We start from the raw sequence: 14649 nt of genomic DNA, 5'->3' as shown, positions 1-14649 counted from the left end.
GTAAGATTCTCCCCAAACGTCAATTCGCAAGGCCCTCCATGTCTACTCAATACAATGCGGATGCCATTGAGGTCCTCAATGGCCTTGAACCGGTGCGTCGTCGTCCCGGCATGTATACCGACACCACCCGGCCCAATCACCTCGGCCAGGAGGTCATCGACAACAGCGTCGACGAAGCGCTGGCGGGCCACGCCCGTACCCTGGAGGTGACCCTGTATGAAGATCAGTCCCTCGAGGTGATCGACGACGGCCGCGGCATGCCGGTCGACATCCACCCGGAGGAAGGGGTGTGCGGGGTGGAGCTGATCCTCTGCAAGCTGCACGCGGGCGGCAAGTTCTCCAACAAGAACTACCAGTTCTCCGGCGGTCTGCACGGGGTGGGCATCTCGGTGGTGAACGCCCTCTCAGAGCGGGTCGAAGTGACGGTACGCCGCGACGGCCAGGTCTACGACATCGCCTTCGAGAAGGGCGAGAAGGTGCAGGAGCTGACCATCACCGGCACCTGCGGGCGCCGCAACACCGGCACCCGGGTGCGCTTCTGGCCGGAAGCCCACTACTTCGATTCTCCCAGGTTCTCGGTCTCCAAACTGGAGCACCTGCTCAAGGCCAAGGCGGTGCTCTGCCCGGGCCTCACCATCAAGTTCCTCGACAAGAACACCGGCATCAAGCTGGAGTGGTGCTATGAAGACGGCCTCAAGGATTACCTGGTCGACGCGGTCAAGCAGTTCACCTGCCTGCCGGAGCAGCCCTTTGTCGGCGCCTTCAGCACCGAGCAGTCGGCGGTGGACTGGGCCCTCTGCTGGTTGCCGGAAGGGGGCGAATGCCTCGCCGAATCCTATGTGAACCTGATCCCCACCGCCCAGGGCGGTACCCATGTCAACGGCCTGCGTCAGGGCCTGCTCGACGCCATGCGCGAGTTCTGCGAGTTCCGCAACCTGCTGCCGCGCGGGGTCAAGCTGACCCCGGAAGATATCTGGGATCGCTGCGCCTACATCCTCTCCATCAAGATGCAGGATCCGCAGTTTGCCGGCCAGACCAAGGAGCGGCTCTCCTCGCGCCAGAGTTCGGCGTTTGTCTCCGGCGTGGTGAAGGATGCCTTCAGCCTCTATTTGAACAGCAACACCGAGCTGGCCGAACAGCTGGCCGAGCTGTGCATCTCCAGCGCCCAGCGCCGGATGCGCGCGGCCAAGACGGTGGTGCGCAAGAAGATAACCCAGGGCCCGGCGCTGCCCGGCAAGCTGACCGACTGCGGCTGCGCCGACCCCATGCAGGGGGAGCTGTTCCTGGTGGAGGGTGACTCCGCGGGCGGCAGTGCCAAGCAGGCGCGGGATCGGGAGTTTCAGGCCATCATGCCCCTGCGCGGCAAGATCCTGAACACCTGGGAGGTGGAGGCCGGTCAGGTGCTCGCCTCGCAGGAGGTGCACGACATCTCGGTGGCCATCGGGCTCGACCCGGACTCCGACGATCTTTCCGGCCTGCGCTACGGCAAGGTGTGCATCCTCGCGGATGCGGACTCGGACGGTCTGCACATCGCCACCCTGCTCTGCGCCCTGTTCGTGAAGCACTTCCGCGCGCTGGTCAATCAGGGCCACGTCTATGTAGCCATGCCGCCCCTCTACCGGATCGATATCGGCAAGGAGGTCTACTACGCCCTCGACGAGGACGAGAAGAACGGCGTGCTGCAGCGGGTCGAAGCCGAGAAGAAGAAGGGCAAGGTGATGGTGACCCGATTCAAGGGGCTGGGTGAGATGAATCCGAAACAGCTGCGGGAAACCACCATGGATCCCAACACTCGCCGTCTGGTGCAGCTCACCATGGGACCAGAGGCCGAGGGGGATGAGACCCTGCAGCTGATGGACATGTTGCTGGCCAAGAAGCGCGCCGGTGATCGCCGCGAGTGGCTGGAAGAGAAGGGCAACCTCGCCATCATCTAAGCCGTCAGCCGGCCCTGTCGGGGCCGGCAAGCATTTAGCCGGAGTCGCCCTGTGGCGGCTCCCGAACCGAAAGAGAAAATCACATGAGTGATGCTATCGAGCTCAGTCTGTGGATGAAGTAGAGCGCCAACCGACTCTATAACCGAAAGAGAACAAATCTATGAGCGATCTAGAGCTCAGTCTGGACGGGGTAGAGCGCCAGCCAATGCGCACCTTTACCGAACAGGCTTACTTGAACTACTCCATGTACGTCATCATGGATCGGGCCCTGCCGCATATCGGCGACGGCCTCAAACCGGTGCAGCGGCGCATTATCTACGCCATGAGCGAGCTGGGTTTGTCGGCGCTGTCCAAGCACAAGAAATCCGCCCGTACCGTGGGTGACGTGCTGGGTAAGTACCACCCCCACGGCGACAGCGCCTGTTACGAAGCCATGGTGCTGATGGCCCAGCCCTTCTCCTACCGCTACCCGCTGGTGGACGGTCAGGGCAACTGGGGGGCGCCGGACGATCCCAAATCCTTCGCCGCCATGCGTTACACCGAGGCGCGGCTGTCGCGCTTCTCCGAGCTGCTGCTCTCCGAGCTCGGCCAGGGCACGGTGGAGTGGACGCCCAACTTCGACGGCACCATGAAAGAGCCGGTGGTGCTGCCCGCCCGCCTGCCGCACATCCTGCTCAACGGGGTGACCGGCATCGCGGTAGGCATGGCGACCGATATCCCGCCCCACAACGCGCGGGAAGTGGCCCACGCCTGTGTGGAGCTCCTGGACAACCCCAATGCCGGCCTGGATGCCCTGATGGCCCATGTGCAGGGGCCGGACTACCCGACCAACGCCGAGATCATCACGCCGCGCGACGACATCCGTAAAATCTACGAGACCGGCAAAGGCTCAATCAAGCAGCGGGCGGTGTGGAGCGAAGAAGATGGCGACATCGTCATCACGGCGCTGCCCCATCAGGCCTCAGGCGCCAAGATCATGGAGCAGATTGCCGCCCAGATGGTGGCCAAAAAGCTGCCCATGGTCACCGATCTGCGCGATGAGTCGGACCACGAAAACCCGACCCGTCTGGTGATCGTGCCGCGCTCCAACCGGGTGGACGTGGAGGGGCTGATGGCCCACCTGTTCGCCACCACGGATCTGGAGAAGAACTACCGGGTCAACCTCAACATCCTGGGTCTGGACAACCGGCCCCAGGTGAAAGACCTCAAGACCATCCTCACCGAGTGGCTGAGTTTTCGCCGTGAGACGGTGCGCCGCCGCCTGCAGTATCGCCTCGACAAAGTGTTGGCCCGCTTGCACATCCTCGAAGGCTTGCTGATCGCCTACCTCAACATCGACGAGGTGATCGAGATCATCCGTACCGAAGAGGAGCCGGGCCGGGTGATGATGGAGCGTTTCAACATCAGCGAGACCCAGGCCGAGGCGATCCTCGAGCTGAAACTGCGCCACCTGGCCAAGCTCGAAGAGTTCAAGCTGCGCGCCGAGCAGAACGAACTGGCCGAAGAGCGCGACAAGCTGGAACTGATCCTGGGTTCCGAGCGCCGTCTCAGCACCCTGCTCAAGAAAGAGATCCTGGCGGATGCCGAGAAGTACGGCGACGATCGCCGCACCCCGCTGGTGGAGCGCGCCACCGCCGTGGCACTGACCGAGAAGGAGCTCACCCCGAGTGAGCCGGTGACCGTGATCCTCTCCGACAAGGGCTGGGTGCGCGCCGCCAAGGGCCACGACGTGGATGTGGAGGGCCTCTCCTACAAGGCGGGGGACGGTTATCTGGCCCACGCCCATGGCCGCAGCAACCAGCAGGCGGTGTTCCTCTCCACTCTGGGGAGAACCTACTCGCTGGAGGCCCACACTCTGCCCTCCGCCCGCAGTCAAGGCGAGCCGCTCACCGGTCGCTTCGCGCTGGGGGCCGGTGAAGAGGTGCGCCATCTGGTGATGGGTAACGAGGGCGAGCCGTATCTGATCTGTTCCGACGCCGGTTACGGCTTCGTCTGCAAATATGACGACCTGATCGGTAAGAACAAGAACGGCAAGGCGCTGCTCACTGTGCCGGAAGGGGGCCTGGTGATGGCACCCCAGAAGATAGGTGCGCCGGATACCGATCTCTGCATGGCCATCTCCAACGAGGGGCGCATGTTGCTGTTCCCGCTCAATACTCTGCCGGTGCTCGGCAAGGGCAAGGGCAACAAGCTGATCAGCATTCCGTCGGCGCGCGTGAAGGCGCGGGAGGAGTTTGTTGTGATGGCTGCCGTCATTCCGCAAGGCCAGTCGGTCACCCTGTTTGCCGGCAAGCGCAAGCTGACCCTCAAGCCAGCTGACCTTGACTACTACCGCGGCGAGCGCGGCCGCCGTGGTGCCAAACTGCCTCGTGGTCTGCAGCGAGTCGATCGTATCGAGATTGAAACCGTCGCCGGCGCAGAACCGGCAGCCGGGGAAAATCAGGAAGGGTAATAACTAGATCTTTGCAGTACAGTTAATATTTCAATTGAAGTGCGATCACAACTCAGTGATCGCACTTCAATCCTTAACTCAAGGCTCGGAGCTCAGCAAGTACCTGTTGGACATTTACAAGGTCATTACCAGCCTTTTCCCGCAGAAAAAGCATAGCTGTTGTAACAGAATCCTTCTTCAGGGGCCGTAGAAGACCCTCCATCTCATAAGATGTTATTGGGAAGGATCTTGCCATCAGATTAAGTACATCGTTTTCAATTCGAATTGTAATGTTTCGCTGGATTGACTGCTCATCTATTGAAGCGGCTACGATTTTCCGCCAAGCATCTAAATGAATGGAACGTACATTCATTGCGGACAATCCTTCATAACCAAATCTAGCGAATGCTTTCTCAACATACTCATCAAAAACGTAAGCATCCCAATTCCTGTCAAGACTTTTTTTAAACTCCCTTATCAAATCAACTCGATCAGGACTTTTATCAAAACAGTCGCAAGCAGAAATAGCACGCTCCAAAATACTTTTGAGATCTGTTACTATAGCATCAAAACACAATAGCCAATGTTCAGCTGTTGATGGCGATCCTGTGCCACACTTCGATATCAACCATGAGGTTGCTCTCTGAACTGTTTGAATATCTCGTTTTTTATCGAAGTCTAAATTGTGACTAGCCCATGTTCTCAAGGCATGTAGGTCCTGAGCTAGTGGAGTATCAGAATTACTGAATGGCGGCAATTTTTTCAAAAAATTAAGAGAGCCTCTGCCAGACTCGAAGACAAAAATATAGCCCCAAGATACAAGCCTTATAAAGGAAAGCTCATCATTATCCCCTTTTGGTGGACTTACGGTTATCTCTGTAAATACCTCCTTTCCAGCTAAAGAAGCCAGCCGCCGCTTAAAGTCTAGATGAAGGGTATGAACCTCTGAAAAATTCATGATCGAACTCCATGTCGTGATAGTGGTTCGGCAATGGGGCCAAGGAAGTTAAATGCAATATTAAAATTAGTTATTTCACGTCCTATTGCTAAGTCTTCTCCCACAAAATCACGACCCAACATATCTATATTCTGTGCCAGGTGGTATACAGAGACGGTCCAATGCCCATCTCCTCTATCCCGAGTAATCCGACCCTTATAACCTTGATTAGGTTCATTAGCTTCCACGACAAAACGCCGTACAACCCTAGAAAAATCTTCAAACTCAGTGTCGGATGACAGCTCTTTAAATAGAATTCGAGCATGTTCAGCGCTACCCGCAATCCACTCAAAAACAGCCTCTAGTAAACGAAAGTTATTACGTTGATTATCTCCTGCAAGAATATTCAAATTTCGTACAAGCGAAAGAATTTCGCTTTGAAATATTTTATCTTGAGGGATGATCGCTTTATCACCATGAAAAATAAAAGAGCCAGTATTTTGGGCCCAAAGTAACTGAATCAACAGTTGTAAAGGACGTATATCAGTCAGAACAATATCTAACCTTTCTCGCAAAAAATTTACGGCTGCTGCTAGGGGCTCTTTCTGAGAGTTATTGATATTTTTCTTTCTGTCATTGAAAAGGGTGGAGCACATTGACCTAGCTTTGAGATAGTAAGCCACTGAAGGATTGCTTTTCTCTAGGGCCGCGAAGGTTTCATCTGCCAGTTCAAACGCCCCTAAATCGTCAGCCACTCGCAGTTTTCGTTCCATAAACTTGCTCGAAGAGTAGTCGTTAAAATTCTCAGTGTCAGCTTGATCGAATATAGAGAAAACATCCGCACGTAACTCCATTTCATGTATGCGAGTGGCTTTTCCACATTTTAGTATGTCAATTGGGGTCCACAAAGCAATGTCAAATGGATAGTGATTATTCGCGACTGATATGGCTGTCGCAATTGCGGTTTTGGCTGCCAAATAGTGTGACCAAACAACATCTTCACTCTCACCCTGGCGAGCCAATCCAACAGCTAAATATCCATATATGGATGCATGTTCAACAGCCAAGCTTTGTTTTGTCTTTTTGCTTGCCCGCAAGATCCGTTCATCAATATCATTGCGAGCTTTTTCGACGATTTGTCGAGCATCATTTAAAATTAAATCACGTTCCTCTGCCGTGAGCTTACTGCCATCTGGTAGCTCATTGTTATCGGAGGCTTGAACCGCCGCACGACGAAAGGTTGATTCTTGGAGCATAACGCTTGCATCTATCACATCATGCTGCTCTCGTAACTTGGTAAGAGCCTTTGCAACATCTAAATAGCCAGTTTGGTATGCTTTCTTTCGGGGGCCTTCCTTCTGCATTTTCCCAAGTAAATCTAGAAGAAAGGAGATTTCTGATCTGCCATCTGCCCCTGAACGCCTTACAGAATTTATTATTTGTAGAAGGCATTCAATTTCCTTGCTACGTTCTGACAATCTTCTTCGACATATTAGTTCAGCTTCTAGTCTTAATCTAGGCTGAACCAGATATTCATTTCCTTCTGCGTCAGACACATGCCATCTAAATAAATCAAGATCATTAAATAAATATGAGATTTGAATATAATCGAGGGATTTACTTGTGCTGCTTAAAGTGCGTAACAACAAGTTCAAGGGAACTGGACAATCCAATCTTCCGGAAACCATCACTAGGTCAATCAATCTGCCTGCAGCATCTAGGCCTGCATCAACGTTATCAGGAACCTCGTCCTCAAAAATAGATTTTGTATCTTTCCCCACTCCAAGGGAAATTAATTTACTAGCCAATGCAAACTCAGGTTTGATAGTTAATGGAATATTTTTGGCTTTGATTCTAACTATACGTTCAGCATTACGAGCTTCGTCTACGATACCATCGATAATCCTTGCTCTACTCATCGAAAGGTGACGATATAACAGAGCGAAAACATTCTTCTCATATTGAGATAGTTCAATATTAGCAATCTGTTTCGGTGCAAAATTTTTCAGCAACTGTTTAAGTTTTGCGACTTCATCAATAGATGTTTCAACTTCTGCTTCAACAAAGCTACGGTTGCTTTTTTTAATGCCTTCTATTTTATAGGCAGTGCCAACAACAACGCATTTTCGACCGCGGCTCTTCAAGCTATTTGCTAAGTCACGGTATCGTTCAGGGGCCTGGTTTGCATCACAGATAAGTACTATGTATGCGGCCCCAGATTTCTCTGATTCTGCTATAAAATCTTCAACGTCGCTTGCGTTTGGCACTCTGTTTTTTGCGTAGAGAACAGGAAGCTTATACTCGCTCCGTAATACTGAAGCCAATCTCGCAAGCGCTACTGATTTTCCAGTTCCTGACTGACCATGAACAACAATGCTACCGTGTAACTTGCCAGAGTCTTTCAAATAATTTTTTATTTTTTGCTCAAGTGCGTACTCGAAATCACGAACTATTGCATATCCTTTTCGTACACCATCAACTTGTGCTCTTATTCCGCCAAAACCACCATGGAATCGTCTAAAGTCATCTTCAAGCTCCTGACCTATAAATGGAGGGGTCTGCTCTAACCACGAGTCATCAATTATTGTTGCTGCAGCCTCGACCCTTAATCGGAGAGATGGAGGCACTTGAAAATATTTACCATTACCGAGAGCTATTGTCTCCGTCTCTCGATGCTCGATTAACCCTAATTGTTCATCTGAATTAGAGCTAACAAGTAAGGAAATCAATATCTCATTTAATGTGTAAGGGGAGTAATGAATTTGTCCTCTTTCTAGCATCATGTCAAAAAACATTGATTTTTCAGGCCATGATCCTAACCATAAAATAATTGCGTTCTCATCTATTGATAATGGCGTTAGTAGCTCATCTACTAACAACCAATCTTTGTCTTCCTTGTATCCCTCTACAACTAGTAAACCTAATGCAGTTATTGTCTCAGGTATTCGATTAAGCAAGGGGTTTGTATGAATGCTTTTTCGCTGAGCTAACTCTAGAGGGTTCACTGGCACACTGTAATTACCTTCCAGCTCATTCGATTTACCAAAAAGATAGTGAACTGGAGGGCGAGATCTGCTTCTAGCTACTCTTGCATAATGGTCTTTAGAAACAATTGTCTCTGGAAACCGTCCTCTGGTTTCTAATCTTCGAGATATCTGTTGGTCAATTGATGTTGTAAAAACTGCACTCCATGCAACTTGAAATATTACTTCTATTGATTCGGGTAAGACATTGCGCTCAAATCTTTCAGCTAACCATTCATAACTTCCGCGTGTGACACCTTTTGCTTTCATGACACTTCGCCAGCTATTATTTTTTTCAACAGGTAGCTGAAGGTGAGCTAGAAATTTATTAAGTATTGGGTCACCATCGATCCCGCTTGAATAGTCTTGCCCTAGAAATAAGACGAGTGGCTTCTCATCTCTAATAGTATTGAAAATGAGGTTTGCGGGGGTTTCCTTTATGTATGTTTCGTTTTTCAAATTAGTTCCTTATAATACTGTTGGTTCAATGCGGACGATATAGAAATAATATTGTGATACAAACTTAAAATAAATATTTAGCATCATGTACAAGAGCCCAATTTCATCTATAACACCCCAAGTCTCTCTCTTCTTTTTTTTATCTACAACACTGATATCGTTCCGCTATAAGTTTTTTGCTTTATACCATATGTATAGGTGAATTTTAACTAGGTTATAATATTTTATGGTGTTTGAAGGGGGTGGGATCTAAAATATGTGTGTGCGTGCACAGAATTTTGGCGATAAATTGATATATCGCAGTAACCTCATCCCCTGCATGGCCGCTTGCTATAGGACACGCTAGTCTGGTGCTGCTTATATTAGTTGGCGATAAGGCTGCGCTTGAAGAAGGTGGATTCGTAGCTGAGGTGTGCACTGCCGCCGGTGTGAGCCCCGTCGAGTTTCACCCCCAGTACTCGCAGTGGCTCTTTCTGACTGAGCTTGACCCGGCTGTCACCCACATCCACCAGCCGCTCCAACAGGGGGAAGAAGTCTTGCTTGTGGGCCTCTATCGCCCGGGCGATGGCCTGTTCCAGCTCAGCGTGGTTGGTAAGGGGGCCATTCAGGGTGTAGCGGGTCTGTATCCTTTCCTGGGTCATAAACTGTTCCTCTTGGGGGTTGCCGATGAGAGGTTCTCCCTAGGTTGCGATAGGGAGCTCAGGCGGGGATGCGGCCATTGCGCACCAGGGCCCGGCGGATGTTTTTGCACATCTTGCCGAAGTGCTGGATCTCGTCGAAGGAGGGCGGGATGCCGCGATCGATCTGATATTGCCAGTAGCAGAGGTCCGTATCCACCAGCTCCATCAGCTTCTTGGGGCAGCCGATGCAGGTGTTGTCCGGCCCGCATTTGAAGGTATCCGATTGATAGAGCGGAAATTCCGCCTTCACGGCGTCGATGATCTGCTGCATTGCGGTAATGCGGTCCGGCTTTCTACTCACTGCTCGTTCCCCGGCTCTGGTATGGGGGAGTCATTATATCCCTGCCAAAAACGGGGCCAATGACGCTTACGGGGTAGTTTCGTGTGGATGCTATAAGGAAGACGGTCTTGCTTGTTTTACAGGGCATCATTGGTGTCAGGATGAACCAAATTCCCCGGTGGAAGCAGGTAAAATCATAAGGAAACGTGATGATGAGATATACCCCGCTCTTACTTTGTTGGTGGGCTTTGTGTGCTCAGGCTGAGATACCCAAGCCAGTACAAGAAGGCACACTCGCCAACCCGCAGCTCATTCAAGATGCCATGGTGGGCGTGGCGTCTTGGGTGGCTACCAAGGGTTGTGAGGCACCGGAGCGTTTTGTGCCCGAGGTGTTGCAGTTGACTAGGGGAGAGCCGGGCAGTCGCCACTGGCAGGAGCGCTGGACCGTGATGGGGTGTGGCAAAGAATATCCCGTGACCATCGACTTTCGGGAAACTGGTATGGAAAGTGCCATGTGGAGTTTTGTGTACTGAGACAACCAGAGCACCATCTTTTTGCATGAGTTTCTCAAAGGAGAACAGAAGAGCCTATTGTTGGTCACGGTCAGAAATCACAGTATTTCCCGTGATTTCTGATGGGGGGCCAGATTTCTAATGGTATTTAAAGTGGGCTTTTATTGTGGCAAGACAAAACTCACTTTATCTTACGATATGCTGCCCAACTTTCTTCAATGCATATTGTTTCCACATAGGGAGCAAGATGATCATTGATAGCGTCTTGAACGCCATGCCAATCAGTGTCATCCATGATAATTACTCCACCAACTTTTACTTTTGGCAAATAAAGATGGATATCACTGGTCACGCAGGAATAATCGTGGTTGCCATCAATATGGATAAAATCGATACTTTGATCAGTGAAATTCTCGTAGACATCTTTTGAGCAAGCCCGAATGACTTGTGCATATTGTTCAAGCCCGTTGCTGTTGATGATGTCGACCAGTCCATCATGGATTTCATCCAAGGTGTGCTGCCCCGGGATGATTTTCTTCAGAGCCTCCAATACGTATTCATCCGGTAATTCATTCCAGATCAGTTCGTAGTTGTATGGATCGATTGCGGTAACATGGCCATTAATTTCCATTGCACCTTCAACAATGTACATTAGGCTTGCACCGCGCCAGACACCGATCTCGATACAATTCTTAAGTCCTTCAACTTGGATAAGGGACATCATCATAACACCCTTTTTATGACCACAACGGCCACCGCCATCCAGCTTGTCTCGCGGGATTAGATTGATAAGATTTCCCAGCATTTCAGCATCTCCTTGTCTCGTCTCTGGATAGGCCCAGCGATGCGGCAGTGTACGCTATTACTTTGGTCATGCACATGAAGGGGGGACTATTTTAGTTTTTTCTGTGAGTAGTATTGTTTTCAACAATAAAAATAAGACTGTATTGAATGTAGACGTTGCTGAAGCCCACAACGCCCGGCAAGCCGGGCGTTGTGGGAGGAGAGGCAAGTGCCGTCCTGCAAGGGGGCATGGCTCCCTTAGAAGTCGTGATAGAGCGGCCAGCCGAGCAGCGGGTGCTTGAGACCGGCGCGCATCTCGATGTTGTCGAGCTTCTCCGGCGAGGCGTTCTCTTTTTGCAGCAGCTGGTACTGGCGCACAAAGCCGAGAGTGTGCAGCAGGTTCGGCACAAAGCCCGGGCTCAGCTCCTGGCGCAGGGCGGCGGCCATGTCGGCGGGCAGCGCGCTCAGCATCAGGGCGAGCTGGGCGGCGAGGTAGTCGGTGTCGTACCAGCTCTCGTCGAGCTCAATCTCCCGCGCCAGTTTGCGCTTGAGATCCTGCTTCACCTTGAGCGGGGCAGCGCCACTGCCCTTGCCGCAGAGGATGCGGTAGAGCAGCGCTTCGGCCAGCTTGTCCTCCATGGTGGGGTGGTCGCTCTCGCAGGCGAAGAAGTGCTGGTCGATGAGCGCCATCAGGCGGCTCTTGTTGTGCTCGCTCAGCGCCTTCTCGTACTCCTGCCACCCTTGCCACTCCTCCACATCGGGCGGGCTCGAGACCTTGTCCAGCAGGCGGGCATCCACGTCACCGTAGAGGCTGTTGCCAGCCTGCTTGGGGCTGACGGTGATGAGCATCGACCAGCCCTTCTGGAACGGCTTGATGGGGCCTTCCGGCGCCTGCAGCAGCGCCAGCGCCTTGGCCGGATCCCGCGCCGAGAGCTCCTGCAGGCCGAGGCTCACTACGCCGATGACGTCGTGGGCCGCCTGCTCCAGCAGGTGCATCTTGTACTTGTTGTAGTACTTGTCGGCGAATTTGAGGCTCATCAGCACCGCCTTGCCCTTGATGGCGGCGAGCTGTTGCTCGCTCAAACGTTCATTGTCGCGGCCAAAGCGCAGCACCTGGGTCAGAAAGGGGCCCTGGTTGGCATCGCGAATGACTAACTGCATGAATGGGCTCCTTAATCCAGAAAGCTGAACATGTCGTCGACGTCGCCGTACTCGTCTTCCTCGACCTTGTTCTTCTCTTTGGCCTGCATCACCAGCTCGGCGGCAAACTTGTTGATGATGCCGTCCCAAGTGGAGTGCTCGTTGCGCAGCAGCGCCTTGATGGCTTTCTCCACCTCGGGGGCCAGCTCGCGAATGAGCATCAGGAGGCTTCTCGGGTCATCCAGCGCGTAGTCGTGGACATCCTCGCTCTGCTGGCGCTCGCTGTAGCGCAGGGACTCTTCGAGATCTTCCTCTTCGGCGTGCAGCACGTCGCGATAGCCTTCGTCCTCTTCATAGCGATCGCCGCGATAGAACTCGATAAAGGGGATGGCGAGGTAGAAGAGACCGGCCGGATCTTCGGCCACGCACTCGAGGATCTCGCGCTGCTTGGCTTCGCTATCCTGGGTGCGGATCAGGTAGTTGAGGAAGTCGAAGGTGTGCTGTTGTAGCTCGTCGGCGTTGTTCTTGATCGCCTCTTCCCAGTAGAGCGGCTGCTGGCAGACGATGTCGCGGATCCGCTCCGGGGTCATCAGCTCGGAGATGATGGAGGGGAAGGAGATGTCGTGCTGGCCGTTGATCTGGGTCAGGGTAACGATATCAATGTTTTCAATCACTTCTGCCAGCTGGTCGTCAGACATGGTCTTGGCGATCAGCTCGAACTTCTCGCTGGCCTGCTTCGGCTCGATGACGGCCAGCTCTTTGATCTCGATGGCGGTAATTTCTATCAGACTGTTGCTCATGCCTTGCCCCAATTAGAAACGGACTTCGTCGTACATATCCTGATCGCCGTCGTCATCACCATAGCGGTCACTGCCGCCGTGGTAGTCGGCGTCGGCATCTTCCCCGTCTTCCTCTTCTTCGTCGCGCAGCTCATAGTCGTCATCGCCGCGGTGGCTGCCGCGCGGCAGCGGGTTGTCGAGCAGGAATAGCACGGCGCAGGCTTCCATCAGCTGATCTTCGCTCTGGGCCCGCACCGCCTTGACCAGCGGCAGGACGGCGTTGTTGAAGCCGACGCTCACCTTGAACTCGTCCCAGCCCGGCTGCTCGCCGCTGGCGAGCCACTTGTTCCACTGCGACTTGGCCTTGGCCGGGAACTGCACCCGGCCATAGAGGGCCAGCGGCAGATACTCGGGCATAAACTCCAGCATGCTCATGTCGGCCAGCAGCAGGGCCTTCATCTGGTCGGTGAACTGCTCAAGCCCCTTGGGGTCGTCCTGATCCCGGTAGGATTCGATGTTTTCACTGGCATCGCTTTGCAGGGCCTTGAGCCGTGCCTGGTCCCATTTATTTTGCATAGTCGCTCTTCTTGCCTGGTGGCTCAGGGGTAGAACTGGTCCCACATCTCCTGCATGGCAGCAGCGGGATCGGTCACGATGACGTTGTTGAAATCCTTGATAAAAGCGGCCCGCTGTTTCGGATCGGACAGCACTTCATAAGCCTGCTTTACCTGGTGCAGCTTGAGGGCTGCCTGCTCTTTCTCTTCTTCGCTCGCCCCGTGCAGCTTGTCGGGGTGGTACTGGTTCGACAGCCGTCGATAGGCTTTTTTGATGTCGTTTTCACTGGCGTTGGACTTGACGCCCAACACCCGGAAGTAGTTGTTCATGACGGATCCTGCCTCACTGGCATCGTGGAATTGACCCTGCGCTGGCCTGGCGGCGGGGCTCTTGGCAAACCAGGCTCGGCAAAAACCCGACATTTTAACGCAAACAGGCCGCCATCGCCATGGATAGGAAGCGAACAGATGGGCGTGCCGGTGGCGTCGTGCGGGGCCTCGTCAGGGGCGGTTTGGGGCCGTTTGTGACTATTTTGTCAGTTCCATGGTGACCCATGTGTGACAGGGGTTGAAAAAACGCCCGGACTGGCCGGGCGTCGAGGTCAAGGGTCAGCGCAGGCTGGCCCACAGCAGGCGGGCCTTGAGCCCGAGCCATGATCTCCAACCGGTGGTGCTGCTCACCAGCTTCCCATCCTTGATGATGAGGAAGGTGGGGGTGACCCCCACCTTCCAGCGAGCGGCCAGATCCCCCCGCTCATCGTTGTGGGTGGGAAAGGCGAGCCCCTTCTTCGTCATCCCTGCGCGCAACTGGTCATTGCTGCCGGAGCGCAGCGCCACCGTCAGCACGTTTTCACCTTGCTGCCAGAGCTGCTCCACCGTGGGAGTGGTGAAGCGGCAGACGCCACACCAGCTGGCCCAGTAGTAGACCAGCAGCGGCTTGCCGCGGCTCTGCTCGGCCAGGCTGGTGGTGGTGCCATCCTGCAGGGTGAAGGGTGCCTCCATGGCCCCCGCTGGCAGGGTGGGGCTGCGCCACAGATCCAGCAGGGTGGAGATGACCAGCGCCATCAGCAGCAGCCAGAGCGCCTCCTTGCCCCAGCGGCGCCAGCGGGGTGGCTTTACGACTGCATCCTCCGCCAT

Annotated in this window: 12 protein-coding genes and 1 pseudogene; 3 read left to right on the top strand and 10 right to left on the bottom strand. The window is 53.6% G+C overall.

Going from position 1 to position 14649, the window contains the following annotated elements; genetic code table 11:
- The first annotated feature begins 38 nt into the window (after positions 1-38).
- Together parE and parC are read left to right on the top strand one after the other, a co-directional pair.
- Entirely contained in the window at positions 39-1934 is a 1896-nt protein-coding gene (gene parE, locus ACPDZI_RS18735; protein ID WP_076361873.1) for a DNA topoisomerase IV subunit B, read from the top strand.
- Between the two features lie 160 nt (positions 1935-2094).
- A complete protein-coding gene (gene parC / locus ACPDZI_RS18730) occupies positions 2095-4386 on the top strand; it encodes a DNA topoisomerase IV subunit A (protein WP_077095178.1) in 2292 nt (763 codons plus the stop codon).
- A 73-nt stretch (positions 4387-4459) separates the two neighbouring features.
- On the opposite strand, the gene ACPDZI_RS18725 is transcribed toward parC, so the two are convergent.
- The 4 genes and pseudogenes from ACPDZI_RS18725 to ACPDZI_RS18710 form a co-directional block, all read right to left on the bottom strand.
- A complete protein-coding gene (locus ACPDZI_RS18725; protein WP_438833608.1) occupies positions 4460-5323 on the bottom strand; it encodes a hypothetical protein in 864 nt (287 codons plus the stop codon).
- A complete protein-coding gene (locus ACPDZI_RS18720) occupies positions 5320-8784 on the bottom strand; it encodes a hypothetical protein (protein WP_438833607.1) in 3465 nt (1154 codons plus the stop codon). The genes ACPDZI_RS18725 and ACPDZI_RS18720 overlap by 4 nt, the downstream gene beginning before the upstream one ends.
- Positions 8785-9149: 365 nt before the next feature.
- Positions 9150-9425: pseudogene (locus tag ACPDZI_RS18715) on the bottom strand (hypothetical protein); the annotation flags it as partial.
- A 58-nt stretch (positions 9426-9483) separates the two neighbouring features.
- A complete protein-coding gene (locus ACPDZI_RS18710; protein WP_438834594.1) occupies positions 9484-9735 on the bottom strand; it encodes a hypothetical protein in 252 nt (83 codons plus the stop codon).
- A gap of 218 nt (positions 9736-9953) precedes the next feature.
- On the opposite strand from ACPDZI_RS18710, the gene ACPDZI_RS18705 reads away from it, so the two are divergent.
- Positions 9954-10277 (top strand): hypothetical protein, encoded by a 324-nt coding sequence (locus ACPDZI_RS18705; RefSeq protein WP_429045787.1) that lies wholly within the window; start codon positions 9954-9956, stop codon positions 10275-10277.
- 160 nt (positions 10278-10437) lie between these two features.
- On the opposite strand, the gene ACPDZI_RS18700 is transcribed toward ACPDZI_RS18705, so the two are convergent.
- The 6 genes from ACPDZI_RS18700 to ACPDZI_RS18675 all read right to left on the bottom strand — a co-directional run bounded on the left by ACPDZI_RS18700 (position 10438) and on the right by ACPDZI_RS18675 (position 14649).
- A complete protein-coding gene (locus ACPDZI_RS18700) occupies positions 10438-11061 on the bottom strand; it encodes a class I SAM-dependent methyltransferase (protein ID WP_438833606.1) in 624 nt (207 codons plus the stop codon).
- Positions 11062-11297: 236 nt separating this feature from the next.
- Positions 11298-12200, bottom strand: a complete 903-nt coding sequence (gene atcC / locus ACPDZI_RS18695; RefSeq protein ID WP_438833605.1) for a cold adaptation protein AtcC — start codon at positions 12198-12200, stop codon at positions 11298-11300.
- 11 nt (positions 12201-12211) lie between these two features.
- Complete coding sequence (gene atcB / locus ACPDZI_RS18690) at positions 12212-12979, bottom strand: cold adaptation protein AtcB (RefSeq protein ID WP_005335887.1); 768 nt, start codon at positions 12977-12979, stop codon at positions 12212-12214.
- Between the two features lie 12 nt (positions 12980-12991).
- On the bottom strand, positions 12992-13534 hold the full coding sequence (atcA, locus tag ACPDZI_RS18685) for a cold adaptation protein AtcA (RefSeq protein WP_221366117.1): 543 nt from the start codon (positions 13532-13534) through the stop codon (positions 12992-12994).
- A gap of 23 nt (positions 13535-13557) precedes the next feature.
- Positions 13558-13842, bottom strand: a complete 285-nt coding sequence (gene atcJ, locus ACPDZI_RS18680; protein WP_005305278.1) for a cold adaptation protein ActJcold adaptation protein ActJ — start codon at positions 13840-13842, stop codon at positions 13558-13560.
- A gap of 279 nt (positions 13843-14121) precedes the next feature.
- Positions 14122-14649 (bottom strand): protein disulfide oxidoreductase, encoded by a 528-nt coding sequence (locus ACPDZI_RS18675; RefSeq protein ID WP_438833603.1) that lies wholly within the window; start codon positions 14647-14649, stop codon positions 14122-14124.

This window comes from Aeromonas oralensis (genome assembly GCF_049665575.1).
Classification (GTDB): domain Bacteria; phylum Pseudomonadota; class Gammaproteobacteria; order Enterobacterales; family Aeromonadaceae; genus Aeromonas; species Aeromonas hydrophila.
This window is presented reverse-complemented; position numbering and strand designations above follow the sequence as displayed.